This is a genomic window from Fodinicurvata sediminis DSM 21159 (assembly GCF_000420625.1).
GTDB classification, from domain to species: Bacteria; Pseudomonadota; Alphaproteobacteria; order Kiloniellales; family DSM-21159; genus Fodinicurvata; species Fodinicurvata sediminis.
The window spans coordinates 707,329-730,108 of sequence record NZ_ATVH01000011.1 but is presented as its reverse complement, the minus strand read 5'-3'; the positions used below and the strand labels follow the sequence as shown (position 1 = coordinate 730,108).

Below are 22,780 nucleotides of genomic sequence, written 5' to 3'. Positions count from 1 at the left end.
GAAAACGGCCGCGCTTATAAAGTTGAGTTTCAAGCGTGGCCGTTTTCACACCAGGGGGTTAACCCTTGGACAACGCTGGACTTTTGCGGACAGAGCGGACAGCCTCTTCAGGCGTAGATGACTGTCGCTCGGCAGGGGCCTCTGGCCAGTGTTCGGCCAGGTACAGTTTCCAATCTCGGGGCGATATCCGGTAAACCTGCCGGCTCTTATGGGCCGTCAACTCTCCACGATGGATCGCGCGCCGGATGGTCTTTGTGGAAACGCGGAGCCGCTGGGCGCAGTCCGCAACGGTCAGCGAGCCCTTGTCGGGATCGATCATGTGATGCCTCCATCTTCTTATGGTTTCTATGACCAGGGTAGAACGGATGGAGAACAGGGTTTATGTGGAAAAACCGCTGCGGTCAGATTTTCTGTTGTGGCTCTCAACAAAATGAATCTGACGGTGAGTCCGCAAAACGACCACCGCCAGATTCCACAATGAGATGAGCGACCTCAGATTACGAGGCAATCGGAGATATATTATTGGCAATATGGGTCATCGTCCGTCGGCCCTGCTCGGTCTGACCCATGCTGATAAATGCGCGCTCCATATCCGGATAGCGGGTCTGTGCATTGTTCAGTCTGTAGACAAGCGTCAGTAAGTCTATGCCGGAGGCATTGAACCAGGCAGATCTGCTGGAGATATAAAAGTTGAGGCTTCGTGCTGCCAAACGCTCGCGGCCGTCTACAGAGACTGGACTTTCGTCTTCCTGATCCTCGTGCAGTCCCGACAGGGATGCTGATACTTGATACCTCGGATGCCGCACGGATTTCGACGCTCGGCCAATACGCAGGGTTAGGTGAGCGCCTTTCTTTTGAGCCTGAGGCATTCCATTCGTTGCGATACCCAGAATGTGTGCGAGTGCATCGTCAAAATCGTACGTGAAAAGCAATTTCTGTTGCGGGATGTCGTCTGATGTGTGCCCACGCAGCAGAATCCGTGTTGTTGCGAAATGGTGCTGAAGATGTGCGGAAAGACGTGTGATATCTTTCGTCACAACGTTTGGCTTTGTGCCCCAGCTATCACCGAGTCTCACTCTCGCGCCCACGTCAGTTCGATAGTAATAGTGACACTCGGGCAATGATTGGTTGAAGCTCTGAAGCGGTTCGTTGGTGTTCATGATCTGATGTCCTTGATTCCGGGAAGAAAGAATGGCGCCGTTCAGGCGGCTTGGGGAGTTCGAGAGGCGGAGTCAGCAGCCTGGGCATCGCAGCGCAGTTCGAGCTGCTGGATTCCGCTTTCGCTCAGCCACGCTTTCTGAGTGGACCAGAACGCAATCAGCGATTTGGCAGCTATACGCCGGCTTTCCGAGAAATCGAGGGCATGCAAAAGCTCGATGTGCGTGCGGGATACGATCTTAGGACGCACACGACATCGAACCGTGAGTTGGTTATCTCGAAGACTCAGGAAGAGGGAGACCTCAAAGTCTTTACGTTTCCCATTCGGGATGGGTTCCGCGATGACTTTGGCAGCGCGTTCTATTACCTCATGAAACCTATGTAGATCGAGACGCGTTGCGTCTCGTACTCTGGCCGCGGGTCGTTGAGCGAGAAGACGGACCTGCTGTATCCGGGTTGGGCTTTCGAGTGCTGAGAGCCATGGTCTCAGCAAAGTCGATCCCCTTGATTTTGCGCTGGGCGGCGTTGAATAGGAAAACACCTTCGGTGCTGACGAATAGGTGTATAGCGGTGGTAGGGTCGTAATCGTCATCGTATGCTTACTCCAAATTTTGGATGGGATTGCACACGCTTATTCAGGCTGTTGGTGAGCTCTGGCTGCGCGTGCATCGAGGCGACGCGCAGCCAGAGTTCACCAATAGGTCACTGGATTTTTTCCTGATTCGTGTCTGGCCTGACCTCTATTCTTACGAATGGTCCGGTGTCTTCTAAGCCGCCTTGCTGTGCGTGCGCCGGACTTTCCAGAAAGAAGGCAAGATGGTTCATCTGATCGCGGGGGACGTGGAGGATTTCTCTGAGTTTCTGGATCAGTTGCCCATTGTGGATAAAGAAGATCCGAATGGTGCCCGCAGAAATACGGCGAACCTGCATATTCCGGAGAACGCTTCAGTTACAGCTGAATCAAACTTGAGCAAGATTGTAAGCGACCAAATTCATGGAAGCTAATTTCTTAATCACGAAAATATATAATTATATCAATACCGCGTGGCATTGTTTATCATATAATGATAAAAAAAGTTCACTATATGATAAACATTATATGGACTCGTAATTCTGGGTTCGATTAGCCTTCCTCCAACTTAAGCGGTTGCAGAAGACAGCCGCACTCAAGGGAGGAACGTTCGTGTCTGGTCGAAACAGGCAGGAGTCTGAGGGGGCAGAATCATCGCTGGCCAAGGCGATTCGACTTCTTGATTTTGTGGCAGCAAGGAATGCTACAGGGGTCAATCTGTCGACTCTTGCACGTCAGGCAAAGCTGAATACCGCTACAACACGGCGGCTACTCAAGGGTCTCGTGGACGGTGGGTTACTGACCTTCGATCCCTATGCCAAGACCTATAATCTCGGAATCCATTTGTTCTCACTTGCCAATGCCGCAGGGTCCCCACAAGCCTTCGAGGACGTCGTCAGGCGTCTGCGCGCATCAGCGGAAGAAACCGCAGCCTCGACTGGGGATACGACTTACCTGTCGGTGCGATATGGCGATGAGGCACTGTGCGTCGATGTGGTCCCTGGGACCTATCCTATAAGTACAAACACTCTCAGTGTGGGTGCGCGGCGGCCTTTAGGGGTAGGAGCTGGATCAGCCGCACTTCTTGCGGCCCTTCCCAAGAGTGAATGCAACAGGGTCATTGCCGAAAATGAAGAAACTTATGATCGCTACGGCGAACTCTCTGTGACTGCTGTGCGCAGGTTGGTGCGCCAGTGGGAGAAAAACCGCTTTGTCGTGAACAACTCGCTCATCATTCCCGATGTCAGTGCTGTCGGCGTGGCCGTGTTCGATACGGCCGGAGAGCTGATGGCTGCCTTGTCGGTGTCGACGATCAAGTCGCGCCTCAAGGCCCAGCGCCGCAAGGAAATCGTCGAAACCATGAATCGGGCCCTGGCGCGGTCCGGCTATTCTACCTGAAGGAAAGCAATGTACCCGATACACTTCTTCGATCGCGCAGCGAAGCTTTGGCCCGAGCATATCGCCGTTGAATTCGCAGGCGAGAAGTTGACCTATGCCCAACTGCATGCCCGCGTCGCGGCGCTTGCTGCGGGACTCCAGAGGCTTGATCCTGAGCCTGGCAGCCGTGTGGGGGTCTGCGCCCACAACACGATCGACCATTTGGCCTGCTGGCTGGCGGTTCTGGCGGCCGGGAAGGTCTGGGTGCCACTGCAGCCGCTGAATCCGGCCAACGAGCTCGACAGGGCTGTTTCCTTCACCGAAGCCAGTATCGTCATCGTCCAGCCAGAGACCCGGGATAAGATATCGGGCGATAAAGCAACCATCCTGGTGTCCGATCCGGATGGTGGCGGGGCGGGAACAACCCAGGAGCTCTGCCGGACCCATGAGGGAGCCAAGCCGCGCCCCGTGAGTCTCCCTCTGGATGCCACACAGGCGATCAAGTTCACGGGCGGCACGACCGGCCAGCCCAAGGGCGTCATGCAGCCCTATCGCGCTTGGAACACGAATATCGTTACCCAGATCCAGTCCTGGGGGCTTGCCGAGGGCCAGAGGTGTCTCGCAGCAGCACCCATCACGCATGGCATGTCGACCTATATCCTTCCGACGCTGGGAACGGGCGGGACACTCGTCATGCTCGACCGCGCCCGCCCGGAGGAGATCCTGCATCACCTTCAGCATGAAGCTATTGCCACCACTTTCGTGCCCCCGACGGTGCTTTACGTCCTGATGGAACTCGATGGGGTCCGCAATTCCGACTATGGGGATCTGCGCAACCTGATCTATGGCGCCGGCCCCATGCGCCCCGAGGCGATTGCACGGGCGCAGGAGATCTTCGGCCCCTGTATCGCCTCGACCTACGGCCAGACGGAGGCGCCCCAGATCGCCACGATGATTTCGGCCGCGGACATGATGAAACCGGAGAAGCGCGCGTCTGTCGGCCGCGAAACCTGGCTCTCCGAAGTCGAGGTCATGGGCTCGGACGGAACACTTCTGCCGCGTGGCGAAACAGGAGAGATCGTGATTCGCGGCGACCTGCTAATGACGGGCTACTGGGCCCAGCCAGAGGCGACCGCGAAGACCATTGTCGATGGCTGGCTGCATACCGGGGACCTGGGTCTGATTGATGACGACGGCTTCCTGTTCATTCGCGGCCGGGCCAAAGAGCTGATCATCACCGGTGGCTTCAACGTCTATCCGGCGGACGTCGAGCCTGTTCTCGGCGAGCATCCGGAGGTCGTGGACTGTGCCGTCTACGGCGTTGCGCATGAGAAATGGGGCGAGGCCGTTCACGCCGCCGTCGAGGTCCGTGACAGGACGAAGGCCGATGAAAGCGAACTCATCGCCTTCCTTCGCGAGCGCCTCGGGCCGGTCAAGACCCCGAAATCGATCGTCTTCTACGACCGGCTTCCGCGCAATTCGATCGGGAAGCTGCAGAAGGACCGCCTGGCCGAGCGTCACCTCGGGCAGGACACGCCCAACACCGAGAAAGGATGAGAGATGTCTCAGCACAAACCCACAACATCGCTCTGCCGTTATACCGACACCGCGATCTTCTACCGCGACCAGAACCTGGTCGAGGAACTGATGCCCGGCGACAGCGACTTCGTCAGTGTGATGATGAGGCACGTCCTGGGCCGCGAGATCTCTCGCAGTGAAGCGCGTATCATGCACGCGATCCTGATCGCGATCATGGAGCACGGCCTGACGCCCAGCGCCATTGCCACGCGCTCCGTTTACATGTCGGCGCCGGAGAATCTGCAGGGGGCCGTCGCTGCCGGCCTCATGGCGGTCGGCAGCCAGTTTGTCGGTACCATCGAGAACAATGCCCGTCTGCTGGCCCAGATCGTGCCGCTCGAGGCGGACAAGCAGGCCGATAAGGCCCGCGAGATCGTACGTGATCACCGTGCACGAAAGGCCCATATCCCGGGGTTCGGACACCACCTGCACAAGCCCGACGACCCAAGGGCGCAGATGCTGCTCAGGATGGGTGAGGAGGAGAGTCAGGCCAGACGGCACCTGGACGCCCTCAAGCTGCTTTCCACGGTCGTCGATGAGGAATATGGCCGACACATCACCATCAATGCCACCGGAGCGACGGCGGCGCTGCTGGGGGACATGGGCGTTCCGGTTGATCTGATGCGGGGCTTCGCCGTGGTCTCCAGGGCGGCCGGCCTGGTGGCCCACATCGCCGAGGAGCAGGAGAAACCCTCCGGACGGTATATCTGGGAGGTCGTCGATAAGGCGATCCCCTTCGAGGACTGAATTCATGCCTGACTATGCCCTCGTCACCGGCGGCGCCCGCGGCATCGGGGCCGCGATCGCAAGACAGCTCAAAGAGGATGGCCTGCGCGTGGCCGTCCTCGACCGTAACACTCCGGAGCATGACCATGCCGAGGAAGCGATCCAGGTCGACCTGTCGGACGCAGAGGCTGTCCAGGAGCGATTGCTCGCCTTCTGCCAGGGCCGCCGGGTGACCCGGCTGGTCAACAATGCGGCGATCGTCCTGCCTGCGTCCGTCGAGGAGGCCGATCCCAATTCGATGGACCAGGTGGCGGCCGTCAATCTGCGCGCCCCACTGATATGCCTGCAGGCTGCCCTGGACTCGATGAAAGGGGCCGGGCTCGGACGGGTGGTCAACATCTCGAGCCGTGTCGCCCTGGGCAAGGAGCTGCGCAGCGCCTATTCGGCCAGCAAGGCCGGCCTGCACGGCATGACGAAAACCTGGGCCCTCGAGCTCGGCCAGCACGGAATCACCGTCAATGCGGTCGGGCCCGGCCCGATCGCCACCGAACTGTTCAATGAAGTCAACCCGCCAGGGGATCCGCGCACCGAGAAGATCATCTCGGGCGTTCCGGTCCGGCGGCTTGGAAAGCCCGAGGATGTGGCGGATGCCGTGTCCTATTTTTGCTCGGAACGAGCGGGCTTTGTCACCGGGCAGATCTTGTATGTCTGCGGAGGCATGACCATCGGATCTGTCTGAACGTCCAACAATAAGAATAAAGTCTCGCAAGCCGTATCATTCAGAGGAGGAAACAATGACTGTTACCAGAAGAACCCTTATGGGCGTTGCCGGTGCCGCCGCAATGCTTGCCCTGGCCCCGTCGGTCCAGGCGAACGACTATCCTGAAAAGCGCGTCACTATTATTGTGCCCTATAGTGCCGGTGGTGCCACAGACGTGCTCGCACGCAAGGTCGCGGAGGGCCTGAGCGAAGAGCTGGACGAAACGGTGACCGTGGAGAACCGGCCGGGGGCAGGGGCCACCCTGGGGACCACCCAGGCGGCCAAGGCGCGCCCCGACGGCTATACGCTCTTCATGGGCCAGGTCTCCTCGCACGGGATCGCGCCTGCGGTCTACAAGAACCTGCAGTACGAGCCCCTCGAGGACTTCGAGCCGATCATGCACCTCATCACTATCCCCAATGTCATGGTCGTGAACAAGGAGAGCCCCTACGAATCCGTCGAGGGCTTCCTTGAAGGTGCCCAGTCCGAAACCATGCGCTTCGGGTCCTCGGGAACGGGCAGCTCCATCCACCTCTCGGGCGAGATGTTCAAGGCCCGCACCGGGGTGGATATGACCCACGTTCCCTACAAGGGAAGCGGTGAGGCCGTGCCGGCGCTGCTTTCGGGCGATGTGGATGTTATGTTCGACAATCTGCCGTCCGCGATGCCACATATCCAGTCGGGCGACCTGCGGCCGCTTGCGGTGACGAGCCTGGAGCGCTCCGAGCAGCTGCCGGATGTGCCCACGCTGGACGAGACCGGTATCGAGGATCTCAAGGACTTCTCGGCCCAGTCCTGGTTCGGTCTTCTGGCACCGGCTGGCACGGATGAGGAGGTCGTCGAGACACTATCCGCCTCCCTGGGCAAGGTGGTCTCAAGTGAGGATTTCGCCGAGTTTGCCGATACGCGCGGTGCGACGATCGTCGGCAGCAATCCTGCGGAATTCACCGACTTCATCGAGACCGAGCTCGATAACTGGAAGACCGTGGTGGACGAAGCCGGGGTCACCGTCGAGTAATTAGCGCCATATTTCCGGCGGTGGCTCGTCGCGGGCCGCCGTCGGAGACGGCCAGGGGAGGAAGCGCTTGCCATGACCGATCTCTCCAGAGAGCAGTATCTGCGTGCTCAACGGCTTCGCGAGAGCGTCTTTGCCATTGCGACAGTAGCCGCGTCCGTGCTGTTCGCCTCTCTCGTGATTCCGGCGGGTGTGACAAGTCCGGCGTCCGTTGAGCATTTGCCTCTCTCGCCGCGGTTCCTGCCCTATGTCTTGAGTGCGTTGATCGCCATCATGGCACTCGTTCATCTGGCCGAGGCTTGGTTTTCCCCGCGTCCGCCGGATGCCGATCCGGAGGAGGAGTTTGAGCCCCATCCCCGGTGGAAGCTGCGCTCTTCCTGGCTCGGCCTTCTGCTTCTGGGGTATCTCTTCCTGCCGCAATGGGGCGGTATGCTGGCAACCGCGGTCGCGGCGACCACGGTGCTGACGGCAGTGGGCGGCGAACGGCGCCTGCCCGTACTACTGGGGATCGGGGTTCTTGTCCCGACGGCGGTCTACTTTTTCTTCACGATTGTCGTTCAGGTCCCCCTACCGGCGGGATCACTTATCGAAGGGTGGGGTGACTCATGATGGAAAACCTTGCCATCGGCTTCGACCTCTTCTTCTCTTTCGAAAATTTTATCGCGATCGCTCTCGGGGTCTGTGTTGGCGTGCTCGTCGGCTCTATTCCCGGTCTGACCGCGACCATGGCAGTGGCGCTTGCGCTGCCGTTTACATTCAACCTAGATCCGGTAACCGGCATTCTGTTGCTTGTCGGTGTCTACAAGGGCGGTGTTTACGGAGGCTCCGTAACAGCCATCCTGATCCGCGCGCCCGGCACACCGGCTGCCGCCTGTACGTTGCTAGACGGCTATCCGCTCGCCCGCAAGGGCCAGGCCGGCAAGGCGCTTACGATGGCGCTGTATGCCTCGTGCATCGCGGACTTCATATCGAACCTGGCGCTAATCTTCCTGGCCAGCCTGATCGCGGGCTTGGCGCTCGCCTTCGGGCCGCCGGAATACTTCTGGCTGATCTGCTTTTCGCTGACGGTCGTCATTTCGATCTCGGGGAATTCCCTTACCAAGGGTGTCATCTCCGGACTTCTGGGGATCCTCATCTCGACCATCGGGCTCGACCTCGTCTATGGCACCCAGCGCTTCACGTTCGATGTCTTCAACCTGATGGGGGGTGTCAGTTACATCCCCCTTCTGATCGGCCTGTTCGCGCTGCCGGAGGTAATCGACTTCTATGTCAAGAAGGCCTCGCCGATTGCCGTCAAGGGTGCCGACCGAAGCCGGGTGACCCTCAGTGAATTCAAGAAGAGCTTCCTGAGCATCATCCGCGGCAGTTTCATCGGTGTGATCCTAGGAACGATCCCGGGCGCGGGCGCAACCGCAGCTGCCTTTCTGTCCTATGGCGAGGCGAGGCGTACATCGAAAACCCCGGAGACCTTTGGAAAGGGGGAAGTCGAGGGCGTGGCCGCGGCCGAGTCCGGCAACAACGGGGTTGCCGGCGCAACCCTGATCCCGCTGCTGTCCCTTGGCATTCCCGGTGATGTGGTCACGGCCGTCATCCTGGGTGCGTTCATGCTGCAGGGACTCACCCCCGGTCCGCTGATGTTCCAGGAAAACATCTCGCTCATCTATGCGATCTTCATCGGCATCATGCTGTCTTCGGTGGTGCTCTTCGTCTCGGGCAAGTTCGCGATCCGCTATTTCTCGAAGATAGCCGACATTCCCCGTCACATTCTTCTGCCGATCGTCCTGATGTTTTGCGTCTTCGGCAGCTATGCCGTGCAGAACCAGATGTTTGACGTGGGCGTGATGCTCGCCTTTGGCTTGTTGGGCTATTTCATGATGCGGATCAACATGGCGGCCGCCCCCTTCCTCATGGGCTTCATCCTGGGGCCGCTTTTCGAGGACAATCTGCGCCGGTCCTACCTGATTGCCGAGGACATTACGATCTTCTTCCGCAGCCCGATCTGCTGGATCTTCATCGCCTTTACGGTGATCTCCCTGTTCATCGGGATCCGGCGCGAGATTCGGATGACCCGGGCACGCAAGGCGAGTGCAGAAGAGGCGACCGCGTCATGAGTGCAGATATCAACGAGGACCTGAAGGGGCGGATTGCCGTGATCCTTGGGGCAGGCTCGATTGCTCCGGGAATCGGAATCGGACGTGCGATCTGCATGACGCTCGCGCGCCGGGGCGCGCATGTCGTTGCCCTGGACAACAATCTCGAGGCGGCCGAGGAAACGGCGGCACAGGTTGCAGGCGAAGGGGGATCGGCCGAGGCTTCCTGTGTCGACGTCCTCGATGCGCAAGCGCTCAAGGACCAGATTACCACCCTGGGGGAACGGCTCGGGCGCCTCGATATTCTTCATTGCAATGTCGGTCTCGGCAAGAGCGGGCCTTCCGAGAACACGACGGCCGAAGACTGGCGGCGGATCAGCGATGCCAATCTGACGTCTCTCCATGTGGCAAGCCAGGCGGCGCTTGTGCATATGAAACCCCGCGGGGCAGGCGTGATCACCGTCACCTCCTCGATTGCGGCCATCCGGCACACCGGGGTTCCGCATCTGGCCTATGCCTCGACCAAGGCGGCCGCCAACCAGTTTGCCAGGGCATTGGCCGTGGAGGTCGCCCCTCGTGGTATTCGGGTGAATTCGATCGTGGCCGGCCTGATCGATACCCCGCGCATTGGGGTCACCCTTGCTGGCAGTTACGGAGATAGATCCGAGGCGGAAATGCGAGCAAGCCGGGACCGCCAGTGTCCGATGGGACACATGGGAAGCCCATGGGACATTGCTGAGGCAGCAGCTTTCCTCGCTTCAGATCGGGCAGCCTATATTACCGGAACGGAACTCGTGGTGGACGGGGGGCTTTCGGCCACGATCCGACAGGCGGTGGATGAGTAACTCTGTGCCTCCATCCAATACCGTATCGGACCTTACCGGTTTAAACTGCGCGCAAGGTCTTTGTACTTTTTTGGGATTGGTGCTCCTGATCTCTGCTTTACTGATGCCGTTTCTGCCGATCCCTGGTGTGATTCCCGGTGGGGCTTTGTGCCTGATTGCGCTGATGAACGTACCTCGGATGCGCCTCAGTGCGCGGATTATTGCTTTAGTAGTTGTGATCTTCGGCTTATTTACTCTAACTAGTAATTCTGCACACTTAGATCCGGCGTTGCAGCGCGCTGGTTTTCTGGCCGCATTTCTGGTGTCGCTGGGATTACTGAGTAGTGCAGCCGAACGTTGTAAGGATGTCCGCAAGGCGGCCACAGTTGTGGCTAGCCAGCCACAAGGATCCCGATATCTCTTCGTTACCCTTGGTACGCACATTCTCTCCGTTTTTCTTAATTTCGGTGCGGCCAGCCTAATGGGATCACTGCTTTCCCGCAGGCTTGATGAACTCCGTCAGCAGAAGTCGGTACTGCAGCTGACATTAGCTCTACTCAGAGGCTTTGCTGCGATGCCCATGTGGTCTCCGCTCGCGCTGTCCATGATCATAACCTTATCCATGGTCCCGGAGGTTAGCTATCTGGATATCCTCCCTTGGGGACTTCTGGGGGGTGCGATCTATATAACAACCGGATATTTTATATCCCGCGGAATAAGGGCAGGAGCATCTGTCCAGGCTGGTAAGTCAAGTGTCGACGAACGCGCTGCAATTTTGAAGGTGCTCTTGCGTGTTTGCGGATTGGTCGGCGCTACATTTGGGCTCTACCTGGCAACCGATTTGCAACTGCCAGCCTGTGTGTTCTACGCATCCTTAGCCTTTTCCATGACATGGATCCTGGTTCAATATTGTAGTGGCGGGGTACCTGCACCCACGGTTACCTTTTCTCATGCCGTGAATGGCGGCATAAACGAGATCGTCATGGTGTCCGGTGCTGGTTTTCTGGGTGTGGTGATCGCCCAGTCCATTGGTGCGTTGGAGGTTTTGCCACAACTCCTTCCCGGTATGTTGCCCCTTATTGCAGCTTCGATCCCAGTGCTCATGGTGTTGGGTGGGCTGATTGCCCTCAACCCAATTGTGACTGCGAGTGTTCTCCTGGGTTTATTGCACCCAGTGTGGCCACAGGAGCAAATGCTTTGGCTTGCCGTTCCTACTATTCTGGGTTGGGGAATCACTGCTTCCAGCTCGCCGTTCACGGCCAATGTCCTGATTGCAACTCGACTTATGGGACTTAGCTCCGCGACAACAGTCTACCGTGGAAATGGTGTTCTGACCCTTTTAAGTCTGGGGGTTGCGTGTGTGGTGCCAGCTCTATCATTGATTTTATTGCAGTAGAAAGGTGTTGCCCATGGCGGAGAAGATGAACGCGGTGTTTGCCAAGGCGCCCGGAGGCCCTGAGGTTCTGGAAGTACGCTCGGTTCCGATTCCGGAGCCTGCACCGGGCGAGATCTTGATCCGGGTTGAGGCTGCAGGAGTGAATAGGCCTGATTTGAATCAGCGCAAAGGAGGCTATCCTCCCCCTGCGGGTATCACTGAGGTCCTCGGACTTGAAGTTGCAGGCGAGATTGTAGCCTGTGGTTCCGCTGTAGAGTCGTTTCAGCCGGGTGAAAAGGTTTGTGCTTTGGTTGCGGGCGGGGGATATGCCGAGTATTGCGTGGCTCCTGCACAGCAGGCACTGCCCTGGCCTGCCGGATTGTCCGCAGTCGAGGCTGCGGCATTGCCTGAAACTTTTTTCACCGTCTGGACTAATCTTTTTCGATTGGGATTATTGAAGAGGGGTGAAAGTGTCCTGATCCATGGCGGGGCCAGTGGAATAGGAACAACGGCAATCCAATTGGCCAAGGCGTTCGGAGCGCAGGTTTTTGCAACCGCCGGCAGTTCAGAGAAGTGTGAACGCTGCGAGGAGTTGGGTGCCCGTTCAATTAATTATCGTAATGAACCGTTTGAGCAACGCATCCAGGAGTTAACAGAAGGTACAGGTGTGAATGTAATCCTGGATATGGTTTGTGCCGAATATCTTGAGCGTAATCTCTCATGTCTTGCCATTGGTGGTCGTCTCGTGGTGATTGCTTTCCTAGGTGGAGGACAGGCTGAGTTAAACATAGAGGCAATGGTTCGTCGCCGTCAGGCTATCCTGGGGAGTACCTTGCGTCCCCAAAGTATTGACGAGAAAGGCGTAATCGCGCGCGAACTCAAAAACCAAGTTTGGCCATTGCTCGAGGACCGAGAAGTGCTTCCCATTATAAACTCGGTCCATAAACTTTCGAATGCATCGGCTGCTCATACTGAGTTAGAAGCTGGTGATCATTTTGGCAAAGTTGTTTTGACGACGTGATCCATCTTATTTTGGGAAGAGTATTCCTAATCCTTGCTCGCGGGTCTGTGAGGCACCTCGAGGGCGCGTAGCCGTTTGCCACGAGTGTTTGCGAGATGTGTTAGATCAACCTCAAAGTCGAGTGCGCTAACGGCATTTGCTATATCCCGGGCGCGATAGCCGTGGAAGTAGAGCTGTGCAACCTCGCTGTCACTCGAGTGTCCTGTTACCCAATCTACAATACGCGTGTCGCCCTGGTATTCTTGCTGGAACCGCGTGCGGAAATTGTGTCGGAGGGAATGGAAATCCATCCCCGCCCTATAAAGGTCAATAGACTTGCGATAGTTCGTGAAGAACTTTGAAAGACGCTGCGATTCCGTTCTTGAGGAAAAGTGGGACGCCTCTTTGTAGAAGAGATATCTCTGGTTTTGCTTCCTCGACCATTCCACGAAATCGAGAAATCCGGCTTCGACCAGGTTGGGGTGGATGGGAACGAAGCGTTCAGCATTCTCGGTCTTGCCCTTTTCCACGTAGAACAGCCAGCTGTCCGCATCGTCATTATAGACAATGTGTTCACATTGTAGAGAGCAGACCTCCTCTTCGCGCATGCCGGAGTGCAACGCGACCAGGGGTGCCCAAAAGCGGATGTTTTCCTGAAGGACAGGGCCGGGTGTCTTTCTGTTCCGATGGTTTTTGTAACCCGTCCAAAGCGGTGCGCGGAAAAGCTCATTCAGTTCGCTCGTCTGCCACGTCTTGCGTTTGTTGGCCTGCTTGCGAACGGTCTTCTTCGGAAAGAAGCTATTGGTGAATGGGTTCTGGAAGGAGTAGCCAGATGAATCGATCTTCCACCCGAAGAACTCACTTAGATAACCAAGGTGTCTGTTGATTGTCTTTGCCGTCAGGGCGCGGGCAAAGCGTTCGGCATCATCACGTCCGATGAGCTGCCCCTTCACCCTGATCTGGGCCTTGCCTGCATCCAGTTGTGCCTGGATTTCCGAGCGAAGTGTACTGGCGTCCTGTGGGGATGTATCCGCATAGAACTTGCGCCCTGACATGGCCGGTAGTCCGGCAAGCTCACTACGGAACTTAATGGCATCGCTGCGCTGAACTTCGGCAAAGGGTTTGTCGCCCATAAGGGCGACCCAGAGCTGTAGCGCGTAGTCCGCCTGTTTCGCGTAATTTTCGGTGCACTGGTTCTCCTTCTTCTTGGTGTCCAGCCAATCCTTATAAGCATCTGACAGCAATTCGCGAGATGCGGCCAGGGATGCCTGTGAAGCATGCATTCCTGCTGGACTGACCTGCTGGACGAAGGGGTGAACCGGCGCATAATAGTTTCCGGCTTCCCGGTCTATCTCCACACGGTGGGCGGCTGTTTCGGTTGCAAGCACCTGTCGCAGGAACAGTTTCCGCTCGGCGGAATCCTCGGGGAGCTCAAGGTTATAGTGATCGAGTTTTGGTCGAACGGTGCGTTCAGCGTCTTCCAGGTCGTTCAATTCCAGTTTCAGCTCAGCACGGGCCTGGTGCCATTCTGCATTGCTCATGCCCAGCAAGTTGTAGGCCGGGGAGAGCTCCTCCTCGACCGGCTCGGCACGATAGCCTTTTGTGCGGGCGGCGCGGTGCAGTTCACCGGCATCGAGGATCTCGGTGAAGATGTCCATCAGGATCTGATCCAGCTCTGCACGCGTGGGTTCGCGGTGTTCTTCTTGGCTCATCTGCTCGACGTCCTGGAAGGCATCCTCCAATCTTGCAGAAAGGCGCCGGGCCTGTCGACGGGCTATCTGCGGGCAGGCAGTGTGGAGGGAGCGGACGAGATGGGTTTTCCGCAGACTCTTCGCAAAGAGCCAGGGGAGCCGTTTCCGGAAATAGTAGCGCGCCCCGCGGCGTTGCAGGTGGGGGGTAATATTGGCCATGACCGCCTCCGTGTCTGGGCGGCATCGGGTCCATGTGTCACAGGTCTGTGTCACACCTGTGTGTCACACCCGGCCGCCCTGGGTTTCAGGGTCGGCGTTAACTCACTGGCCTTAAAGAATAATTCTGGGAACGTGGCTGGGGGACCAGGACTCGAACCTGGACTAGCGGAGTCAGAGTCCGCCGTTCTACCATTAAACTATCCCCCAGCAGAGGGGCCGCATGTGGCGGGCAGCAGCCGCGCCAGCGTTGAGGCCCTATGTAGTCGAAGCGGACGGGGGAATGCAAGCCCCGGCGCGGTGAAAATTTTCGTCTGAGCGGAGGGCTGTGGCGGTCCGGTTTCATCAGGCAGACCCGCTCCATCGGACGATCGTTTGGCGCCTGTGACTTTGCAGCTCGGGCAAAAAAACCGCGCTGCGCTCTAGCCATCATCCGGGTAAAGGTCTTAAAGTTACAGATTGCCCTGTGTTGCCTGCTCCTAGCTGGTTCGGGGTTGTTCTCGGTCGCCGGACGTGTGCTGGTAAGAGTGACGGGCATGGTCAATCAACGAGTCGGAGGGATCCGGGTGCCAGTGCAGAAGGAAGTCAGCAAGCATGCTGCCTCTGATCAGTTCGGTCAAAAGCGCAGCTCTGCTTCCAAGGCTCCAAACGGCGCGCGCACCTCTTCGGCGGCCCCTCTCTATGCCGCTCTGGATCTGGGCACCAACAACTGCCGCCTGTTGATCGTGCGCGCCTGTGAAGATGGCTATCGCGTAGTGGATACCTTCTCACGCATCGTGCGCCTGGGCGAGGGGTTGGGGCGCAATGGGCGTCTGAGCGAAGCGGCTATGGCGCGCACCATCGCGGCCCTCCAGGCCTGTGCCGGGAAGCTGAAGTACCGCGGCGTACGTCACTTGCGTGCCGTGGCGACGGAAGCTTGCCGCCGTGCCGAGAATTGCGATGCCTTCCTGAGGCGGGTACGGCAGGAAACCGGCCTGGAGCTGGAGATCATCTCCTCGGAAGAAGAAGCTTGCCTTGCCCTGCAGGGCTGTGCGCCGCTGTTGGCGCCGGACTGCCCGGACGCCCTGGTTTTCGACATTGGCGGTGGCTCAACGGAATTGAGTTGGCTGACCTGCTGCGGGAATTCCCTGGTGAAGAAGGGTGCCCTTGCAACAGGCAACCTGCGCGCCTGGCATTCGCTGCCCATGGGGGTGGTCACCCTGGCCGAAAAATATGGCGGCAAGGATATTGAAAGCCCGGTCTACGAGGCTATGGTGGGGGAAGCCTTGGAGGCCCTGCACGGCTTCGAAGCCATCGCTGGCCTGCAGTCCCTTGCACACCAGGGCAATCTCCAGTTTCTCGGAACCTCAGGGACTGTCACGACCATGGCAGGCGTTTATCTCGATCTCCACCGCTATCAGCGGCACAAGGTGGACGGCCTCTACATGAGTGCCGACACGGCCAGGGCCGTCATTCGCGCCATCTGTCGCATGTCATACCAGGCACGGGTGGCCCACCCCTGCATCGGCGTGCAGCGCGCCGACCTGGTGATCGCTGGCTGCGCCATCCTGGATGCCTTCCTGCGCACCTGGCCGGTCGAGCGCCTGCGGGTGGCCGACCGCGGTGTGCGTGAGGGAATCCTGGCGGGCCTGATTGCACAGGGGCAGGGCGTGGCCGTATCCGAGGATCTGCTGTCAGCCGCGAAGGCCGCCGAATGAGCAACAGAAAGAAGGGCCAAGGCAAGGGGGAGCGCGGAAGTGGTGCCGCCTCAAGGCGGTTGCACACACCGGTGCGCACAGCCAAGGGACGCAGGGCCTCTTCGACGCGTTGGCTGCAGCGGCAGCTGAACGACCCCTATGTGGCCGAAGCACGAGCCCGCGGCTATCGTTCGCGTGCCGCCTTCAAGATCCTGCAGATCGACGAGAAGGTGCGCCTGTTCCGCAAGGGCCAGGTGGTGGTCGACCTGGGGGCGGCCCCGGGTGGCTGGGCCCAGGTGGCTGTAGAGCGCGTGGGCAATGGCGGCCGCGTCATCGGTATCGACCTGCTGGAAATGGACCCGATTCCGGGGGCTGAGCTGCTGGAGATGGATTTCATGGCCGAGGAGGCACCGCAGAAGCTGCGCGATCTGCTGGGCGGTGGGGCCGATGTGGTGCTGTCGGACATGGCGCCGGCCAATACCGGACATGCCCAGACGGACCATCTACGGATCATGGCCCTGGCGGAAGCCGCTCTGGAGTTCGCCGAAGAGGTCATGAGTCCGCGCGGCAGCTTTGTGGCCAAGGTGCTTCAGGGCGGGACCGAGAAGGCGCTGCTCGAGCGCCTGAAACTGAATTTCGAGCGTGTCCGGCACATCAAGCCGCCGGCAAGCCGAAGCGATTCATCCGAGCTCTATGTTGTGGCCCAGGGCTTTCGCGGCAGCGGGCGCAGCGGCGGTCCCAACTGATCCCTTCCCGTCCGTCCGGATGACCAGAAGCGTGGCTGTGACAGTCTCGCAGAATCCCATACCATGCCTGGCTTTGCTCTTGTTAGGGAAGGGACCTCGTGTAAGATGCGCCGCCAATCCGAAATCAAGGCGGTTGGCATGCAGATTCGCGACGCATTCACCTTTGACGACGTGCTTCTGGAACCGGCGGAGTCATCCGTGCTTCCGGGAACAGCAGACACGCGTACCTCCCTGACCTCCACCATCGAACTCGGCATCCCGCTTCTGTCCTCGGCAATGGACACCGTGACGGAAAGCCGGATGGCGATTGCCATGGCCCAGGTCGGTGGCTTGGGGGTCATTCACAAGAACATGACCATCGAGGAGCAGGCCGACGAGGTCCGCAAGGTCAAGAAGTTCGAAAGCGGCATGGTCGTCAATCCGGTGACCATACATCCCGATGAACCACTGGCCAACGCACTGGCATTGATGGACACCAACGGGATTTCGGGCATTCCCGTGGTGGAGCGCAAGAGCGGACGCCTGGTGGGCATTGTCACCAACCGTGACGTCCGCTTTGCAGAGAACCGGCAGCAGCCGGTCTCGGAACTGATGACCCAGGACAACCTGATCACCGTCAAGGATGGCGTCAGCCGGGACGAGGCCCGTCGCCTGCTACACCAGTATCGTATCGAGAAGCTGCTGGTCGTTGATGACACCTTCCGCTGCACCGGCCTGATCACCGTGAAGGATATCGAAAAAGCCCAGGCCCACCCAAACGCCTGCAAGGACCCCCAGGGGCGCTTGCGAACGGCTGCTGCCATCGGTGTGGGCGAGGACGGCCTGCGCCGGGGCGCGGCGCTCGTGGATGCCGACGTGGATGTCCTGGTGGTCGATACGGCACATGGCCATTCGCGTGGCGTCCTGGATGCCGTCGACCGGGTGAAGAAGATGTCCAATGAGGTTCAGGTCATTGCCGGCAACGTGGCCACCGGGGACGGCGCCAAGGCCCTTGCCGATGCCGGGGCTGATGCCATCAAGGTCGGCATAGGCCCGGGCTCGATCTGCACGACACGTGTGGTGGCCGGGGTCGGTGTGCCGCAGCTTACGGCACTCTTCGACACTGTCGAGGTCTGCAAAGGCCTGAACGTGCCGGTGATTGCCGATGGCGGCATCAAGTTTTCCGGAGACCTGGCCAAGGCCATCGCCGCAGGCGCGGATTGTGCGATGATCGGTTCCCTGTTGGCGGGCACGGACGAAAGCCCGGGCGAAGTTTTCCTCTACCAGGGGCGAACCTACAAGGCCTATCGCGGCATGGGGTCTCTGGGGTCCATGGCGCGCGGTTCCGCCGACCGCTATTTCCAGCAGGAGGTGGCCGACAATCTGAAGCTGGTGCCCGAAGGTGTCGAGGGGCAGGTACCCTACAAGGGTTCGGCCGGGACCGTCATACACCAGTTGGTCGGTGGCCTGCGCGCTGCCATGGGCTATACCGGCAATGCCACCATGCACGATATGCAGCGCAACTGCCGCTTCCTGCGCCTGACCAATGCCGGGCTCAAGGAAAGCCATGTCCATGATGTGGTGGTGACCCGTGAAGCCCCGAACTACCGCAACTAGAGTGACCGTCACTGTTCAGGGCAAGCGGTGCGATCTGGAGCGCGTGACATGACGCCTGCGGCACGCATGCAGGCGGCGATCGAGCTGTACGAAAGCATGGCGGGAACGCAGCGCCCGTCGGATCGGGTGGCTGCCGACTATTTTCGACAGCGCCGCTACATCGGAGCCAAGGACAGGCGCAACATCACCCTGCAGTGCTATGGAGCGCTGCGCGGTCATGCCCGCATCAACTGGTGGATCGAGCGCTGTGGCGGGGAGGCGACACCGCGGCGCCAGATCCTGGCCTGGCACCTGCTGGCCAATGGTGAAAGCCTGGACGGCCTCCAGGCACGCCTGGGCAGCGGCAAGTATGCACCTCCGGCGTCCGACGCCGATGAGGCAGCCCTGCTGCAGGGCCTCGCAACGCATACTCTTGACCATCCGGACCAACCAGCTTCCGTGGCCCTGGAGATGCCGGACTGGCTGATGGGGCCACTGCAGAACGCCCTGGGGGACAGGCTCGAGGTCGAACTGACCGCCTTGCGCCAGGCGGCAGCAGTCGACCTGCGGGTCAACAGCCTGAAGTCGGATAAGGGCGCGGTGAGGCGAGCTCTGCGCGACGAGGGAATCGAGACCGAGCCCTGTCCCTGGTCGCCCCTGGGATTGCGCATCGATGGCCGGCGACCTGTGGCGGCGACCAAGGCCTTTCGCGACGGTCTGCTGGAGGTACAGGACGAGGGTTCGCAGTTGGTGGCGCTGCTGGCCGATGCCCAGCCCGGTCAGCGCGTCTGTGATTTCTGTGCCGGCGCCGGCGGCAAGACGCTGGCACTGGCCGCTGCCATGGAGAACAAGGGGCAGCTACTGGCTTGCGATGTTCTGGAAAAGCGCCTTGCCCGCTCTTCCGTACGGTTGCGTCGCGCCGGTGTTCACAACGTCACGCGGCGGGCGCTGTCCAGTGAGCGCGATCCCTGGCTGAAGCGGCAGAAGAAGGCCTTTGACCGGGTTCTGGTCGATGCCCCCTGTTCGGGCAGCGGCACCTGGCGGCGCAATCCCGAGGGTAAGTGGCGCCTGTCTTCCGAGGACCTGGGGGAATTGCTGGACCTGCAGGAACGCATCCTGGACAGTGCTGCACGCTTGGTGAAGCCGGGGGGCCGCCTGGTCTATGCCACCTGTTCGCTGTTGCGCGAAGAGAACGAGGAGCGCGTGGAGAACTTCCTGCGAGGGCACTCCGATTTTGCGCTCAAGCCGGTCAAGGAGATTTGGCCCGAGCTGCTTGGCACGGATCTCCCCGAGGGCGTCCAGGATCACTTGCGCCTGTTCCCGGCGGCACATGGTACCGATGGATTCTTCGCGGCCGTCCTGGAGCGACAGGAGGTGCCGGATGTCTGACACGGCCTTTCGCGTACGGGAAGCCACGGCCATGGATGGCCAGGCCCTGGCGGAAATTCATGTGGAAACCTGGCGAGCGGCCTATGCGGGTCTTGTCCCCGACGACTACCTGATCGCCTTGTCCGTCGAGGAGCGTACGCACTACTGGCGAGAACTGGCAGCCCGGCGCAAGGAGATGCAGGTCCTGGTGGCCGAAAGCGAGGAGGGCGCGCTGGTCGGTTTCGCGACCTGGGGGCGAACACGTGGCAGGGCGTTGCCATATCGTTCTGAAATCTATGCGTTGTACGTTCATCCTGATTGGCAAAACCAGGGTGCGGGGCGGGCTCTGATCACTGCGACGTTCGAGGAGATCGCTGCCGCTGGTGGGTTCAATGCCTGTCTCTGGGTGCTCTCCGGTAACAACAGCCGCTATTTCTACGAGGCCATGGGGGGACAGTCCATCGGGCAACGGCACGAAAGTTTTGCCGGGACCCGGCTGGAGGAAACCGCCTATGCCTGGCCCGACCTGATTGGTTGGCTGAAAAGCGTAAAGGGCTGACCTGCCGGTGGCGAGAGGCTAAAAGGGCGCAGTATCTTCATGCCGTTGCGGCGGCGTTTCAGGCGAGAAGGACTTAAAGACACAGCCATGACCGATCGCATCCTGATTCTCGACTTCGGTTCTCAGGTCACCCAACTGATCGCCCGCCGTGTCCGCGAAAGCGGCGTCTACTGCGAGATCATGCCCTTCAGTGCCGACCCGGAGCGCATCCGCAGCTTTGCCCCCAAGGGGGTGATCCTCTCGGGTGGGCCAGCCTCGACCACGACCGAAGGCAGCCCGCGGGTGCCGCAGCTGATCTTCGAGATGGGGGTGCCGCTGCTGGGCATCTGCTACGGCCAGCAGTCCATGGCCGCGCAGCTGGACGGACAGGTCGAGGGCTCGGACCATCAGGAGTTTGGCAAGGCCTTCCTGGAGATCCGCAAGGCCAGCCCACTCTTTGAGGGACTCTGGGAGGAAGGCGAACGCCACCAGGTCTGGATGAGCCACGGCGACCGAGTTGCTGCCTTGCCATCGGGCTTCGAAGTGATCGGGACTTCAGAGGGCGCGCCCTGTGCGGCCGTGGCGGACGAGCAGCGCCGTTATTATGGCGTGCAGTTCCATCCCGAGGTGGTGCACACCCCCGACGGAGCTCGGCTGCTGGCCAATTTCACGCAGAAGATCGCCGGCTGCCGCGGCGACTGGACCATGGCCGCTTTCCGCGAACAGGCCGTGGCCGCGATCCGGCACCAGGTGGGCGACGGCCGCGTGATTTGCGGACTGTCGGGCGGTGTCGATTCCTCGGTGGCGGCCGTGTTGATCCACGAGGCCATCGGCGAGCAACTGACCTGCATCTTCGTCGATCACGGCCTGCTGCGCCAGGGCGAGGCAGAGCAGGTGGTCGAGGTCTTCCGCCATCACTACAATATCCCCCTGGTGGCCCGTGACGCCAGCGAGCTGTTTTTGGGCAAGCTGGAAGGCGTCGAGGATCCGGAGGAGAAGCGCAAGATTATCGGCAACACCTTCATCGACGTTTTCGATGAAGAGGCAGCCAAGGTGGGCGGCGCCGACTTCCTGGCCCAGGGCACGCTCTATCCCGACGTGATCGAGTCCGTCTCCTTCACCGGCGGACCGTCGGTCACCATCAAGAGCCACCACAACGTCGGCGGCCTGCCCGAGCGCATGAACATGCAATTGGTCGAGCCCCTGCGCGAGCTGTTCAAGGACGAAGTGCGCGTGCTGGGCCGTGAGCTCGGTCTGCCGGAAAGCCTGGTGGGGCGCCATCCCTTCCCGGGACCGGGCCTGGCCATCCGCATCCCCGGACCGGTGACGCGCGAGAAGGCGGACATCCTGCGCAAGGCCGACGCCGTCTATCTGGACGAGATCGCCAAGGCCGGCCTCTATGACGCGATCTGGCAGGCCTTCGCCGTCCTGCTGCCGGTGCGCACGGTCGGCGTGATGGGGGACGCCCGCTCCTATGACTTCGTTTGCGCCCTGCGTGCGGTGACTTCCACCGACGGCATGACGGCCGAGAGCTATCCTTTCGATCACGGCTTCCTGGCCGGTGCGGCGACGCGCATCATCAACGAGGTGCGTGGCGTCAATCGCGTGGTCTACGACGTGACCAGCAAGCCGCCGGGCACGATCGAGTGGGAGTGAGGGGGCTCTTTGCCCCCCACAAGATTCTCATTGCTCAATCAGCGGTGAAAAGGCTGTGCCATAATCCGCGCAGTTGGCATCGCTGTGGTAGCGTGTTCAGTAGTCTTGCAATATGTTCACTTTTTGTTCTATTTTCTCTCGCCCAGATCGAGAGATGCCATGGAGCATGGAAACACGCCCGCGCAAGGCACGTTCGAATTTTTCCGGGAACTGCCTGCCAGGCCCAAGCGGCCTGAGCGGCTAACCTTTATGCTTTTTCCGGATACCGAGACATCCGTCCGTATTGAACGATTCGGCAAGTGGTTCGTTTGCCAGAACCATCTGATCGGGACACGGCTCAAGCCGGAGCGACTACACATCTCGCTACATCACGTTCGGGATGACAGATGTCTGCGCACGAAGTTTATCTATGCGGCGAAGCAGGCTGCGGGAGCCGTTTCGATGCGTCCCTTTGAGGTGGCTTTCCGTTTCATCACGAGTTTTGAGAGTGGCAGGCCGCACAGGCGGCCACTGGTGTTGCTCGGCGAGGGGGACACGTTCTTCGATCTCCACGGAGCTCTCGGTGTTGCCATGGTGAAAAATGGGCTGAGGGCAGCGAACCAATTTACGCCCCACATGACACTGCTCTATGGACCAAATGCGATTCCCGCGCAATCCATCGAGCCGATCCGCTTCATGGTTCACGAATTCGTCCTTATACACAGTGAACTGGGGCTCGGGCGATATAACGTACTTGGGCGCTGGTCTCTGAATGGATGAGACATCTGCCTCGAATCTTCACCTGGTACCAGCAAATGGCCGCCTGACCGTAATGCGGCCTGCTCATGACTGTCACGGAAA

At 59.8% G+C, this 22,780-nt stretch carries 21 protein-coding genes and 1 tRNA gene; 18 read left to right on the top strand and 4 right to left on the bottom strand.

The features are described from left to right. Positions 1-58 precede the first annotated feature (58 nt). Both G502_RS22875 and G502_RS22220 read right to left on the bottom strand, forming a co-directional pair. A complete protein-coding gene (locus tag G502_RS22875) occupies positions 59-319 on the bottom strand; it encodes a helix-turn-helix domain-containing protein (protein WP_022727539.1) in 261 nt (86 codons plus the stop codon). Between the two features lie 178 nt (positions 320-497). Beyond that, on the bottom strand, positions 498-1,160 hold the full coding sequence (locus G502_RS22220; RefSeq protein WP_022727538.1) for a hypothetical protein: 663 nt from the start codon (positions 1,158-1,160) through the stop codon (positions 498-500). A gap of 814 nt (positions 1,161-1,974) precedes the next feature. On the opposite strand from G502_RS22220, the gene G502_RS0104840 reads away from it, so the two are divergent. The 11 genes from G502_RS0104840 (at position 1,975) to G502_RS0104790 (ending at position 12,495) form a co-directional block, all read left to right on the top strand. Then, on the top strand, positions 1,975-2,163 hold the full coding sequence (locus G502_RS0104840) for a hypothetical protein (RefSeq protein WP_022727536.1): 189 nt from the start codon (positions 1,975-1,977) through the stop codon (positions 2,161-2,163). Positions 2,164-2,341: 178 nt separating this feature from the next. Continuing rightward, positions 2,342-3,127: an IclR family transcriptional regulator gene (locus tag G502_RS0104835; protein ID WP_022727535.1), complete on the top strand. Its 786-nt coding sequence runs from the start codon at positions 2,342-2,344 to the stop codon at positions 3,125-3,127. Between the two features lie 9 nt (positions 3,128-3,136). Next, positions 3,137-4,663: a class I adenylate-forming enzyme family protein gene (locus tag G502_RS0104830; RefSeq protein WP_022727534.1), complete on the top strand. Its 1,527-nt coding sequence runs from the start codon at positions 3,137-3,139 to the stop codon at positions 4,661-4,663. Positions 4,664-4,666: 3 nt separating this feature from the next. Continuing rightward, positions 4,667-5,431, top strand: a complete 765-nt coding sequence (locus G502_RS0104825; RefSeq protein ID WP_022727533.1) for a citryl-CoA lyase — start codon at positions 4,667-4,669, stop codon at positions 5,429-5,431. Positions 5,432-5,435: 4 nt separating this feature from the next. Continuing rightward, positions 5,436-6,149, top strand: a complete 714-nt coding sequence (locus G502_RS0104820; protein WP_022727532.1) for an SDR family NAD(P)-dependent oxidoreductase — start codon at positions 5,436-5,438, stop codon at positions 6,147-6,149. Positions 6,150-6,204: 55 nt separating this feature from the next. After that, positions 6,205-7,188: a Bug family tripartite tricarboxylate transporter substrate binding protein gene (locus G502_RS0104815; RefSeq protein ID WP_022727531.1), complete on the top strand. Its 984-nt coding sequence runs from the start codon at positions 6,205-6,207 to the stop codon at positions 7,186-7,188. Between the two features lie 72 nt (positions 7,189-7,260). Further along, complete coding sequence (locus G502_RS0104810; RefSeq protein WP_022727530.1) at positions 7,261-7,794, top strand: tripartite tricarboxylate transporter TctB family protein; 534 nt, start codon at positions 7,261-7,263, stop codon at positions 7,792-7,794. After that, positions 7,791-9,296, top strand: coding sequence for a tripartite tricarboxylate transporter permease (locus G502_RS0104805; RefSeq protein ID WP_022727529.1), 1,506 nt, complete (start codon positions 7,791-7,793; stop codon positions 9,294-9,296). Before G502_RS0104810 ends, G502_RS0104805 begins: the two co-directional genes overlap by 4 nt. Further along, positions 9,293-10,120, top strand: coding sequence for an SDR family NAD(P)-dependent oxidoreductase (locus G502_RS0104800; protein WP_022727528.1), 828 nt, complete (start codon positions 9,293-9,295; stop codon positions 10,118-10,120). Before G502_RS0104805 ends, G502_RS0104800 begins: the two co-directional genes overlap by 4 nt. Then, complete coding sequence (locus G502_RS0104795) at positions 10,113-11,495, top strand: hypothetical protein (protein WP_155957789.1); 1,383 nt, start codon at positions 10,113-10,115, stop codon at positions 11,493-11,495. Before G502_RS0104800 ends, G502_RS0104795 begins: the two co-directional genes overlap by 8 nt. A gap of 13 nt (positions 11,496-11,508) precedes the next feature. Further along, a complete protein-coding gene (locus tag G502_RS0104790; protein WP_022727526.1) occupies positions 11,509-12,495 on the top strand; it encodes an NAD(P)H-quinone oxidoreductase in 987 nt (328 codons plus the stop codon). Positions 12,496-12,521: 26 nt separating this feature from the next. On the opposite strand, the gene G502_RS0104785 is transcribed toward G502_RS0104790, so the two are convergent. Beyond that, entirely contained in the window at positions 12,522-14,384 is a 1,863-nt protein-coding gene (locus G502_RS0104785; protein ID WP_081649678.1) for a site-specific integrase, read from the bottom strand. A gap of 133 nt (positions 14,385-14,517) precedes the next feature. Next, positions 14,518-14,591 (bottom strand) — tRNA-Gln (locus G502_RS0104780). Between the two features lie 326 nt (positions 14,592-14,917). On the opposite strand from G502_RS0104780, the gene G502_RS18685 reads away from it, so the two are divergent. From G502_RS18685 to G502_RS18680, 7 genes are all read left to right on the top strand, one after another. Next, on the top strand, positions 14,918-16,078 hold the full coding sequence (locus G502_RS18685) for a Ppx/GppA phosphatase family protein (protein WP_022727524.1): 1,161 nt from the start codon (positions 14,918-14,920) through the stop codon (positions 16,076-16,078). Beyond that, a complete protein-coding gene (locus G502_RS0104770) occupies positions 16,075-16,803 on the top strand; it encodes an RlmE family RNA methyltransferase (RefSeq protein ID WP_022727523.1) in 729 nt (242 codons plus the stop codon). The genes G502_RS18685 and G502_RS0104770 overlap by 4 nt, the downstream gene beginning before the upstream one ends. 138 nt (positions 16,804-16,941) lie before the next feature. After that, a complete protein-coding gene (gene guaB, locus G502_RS0104765) occupies positions 16,942-18,399 on the top strand; it encodes an IMP dehydrogenase (protein WP_026989076.1) in 1,458 nt (485 codons plus the stop codon). Positions 18,400-18,447: 48 nt separating this feature from the next. Continuing rightward, complete coding sequence (locus G502_RS0104760) at positions 18,448-19,767, top strand: RsmB/NOP family class I SAM-dependent RNA methyltransferase (protein ID WP_022727521.1); 1,320 nt, start codon at positions 18,448-18,450, stop codon at positions 19,765-19,767. Then, entirely contained in the window at positions 19,760-20,305 is a 546-nt protein-coding gene (locus G502_RS0104755) for a GNAT family N-acetyltransferase (protein ID WP_022727520.1), read from the top strand. The genes G502_RS0104760 and G502_RS0104755 overlap by 8 nt, the downstream gene beginning before the upstream one ends. 87 nt (positions 20,306-20,392) lie before the next feature. Then, entirely contained in the window at positions 20,393-21,940 is a 1,548-nt protein-coding gene (gene guaA, locus G502_RS0104750; protein ID WP_022727519.1) for a glutamine-hydrolyzing GMP synthase, read from the top strand. Positions 21,941-22,099: 159 nt separating this feature from the next. Further along, the gene (locus G502_RS18680; protein WP_022727518.1) at positions 22,100-22,699 is read left to right on the top strand and encodes a 2'-5' RNA ligase family protein; all 600 of its coding nucleotides are present in this window, start codon (positions 22,100-22,102) and stop codon (positions 22,697-22,699) included. Positions 22,700-22,780 lie beyond the last annotated feature (81 nt).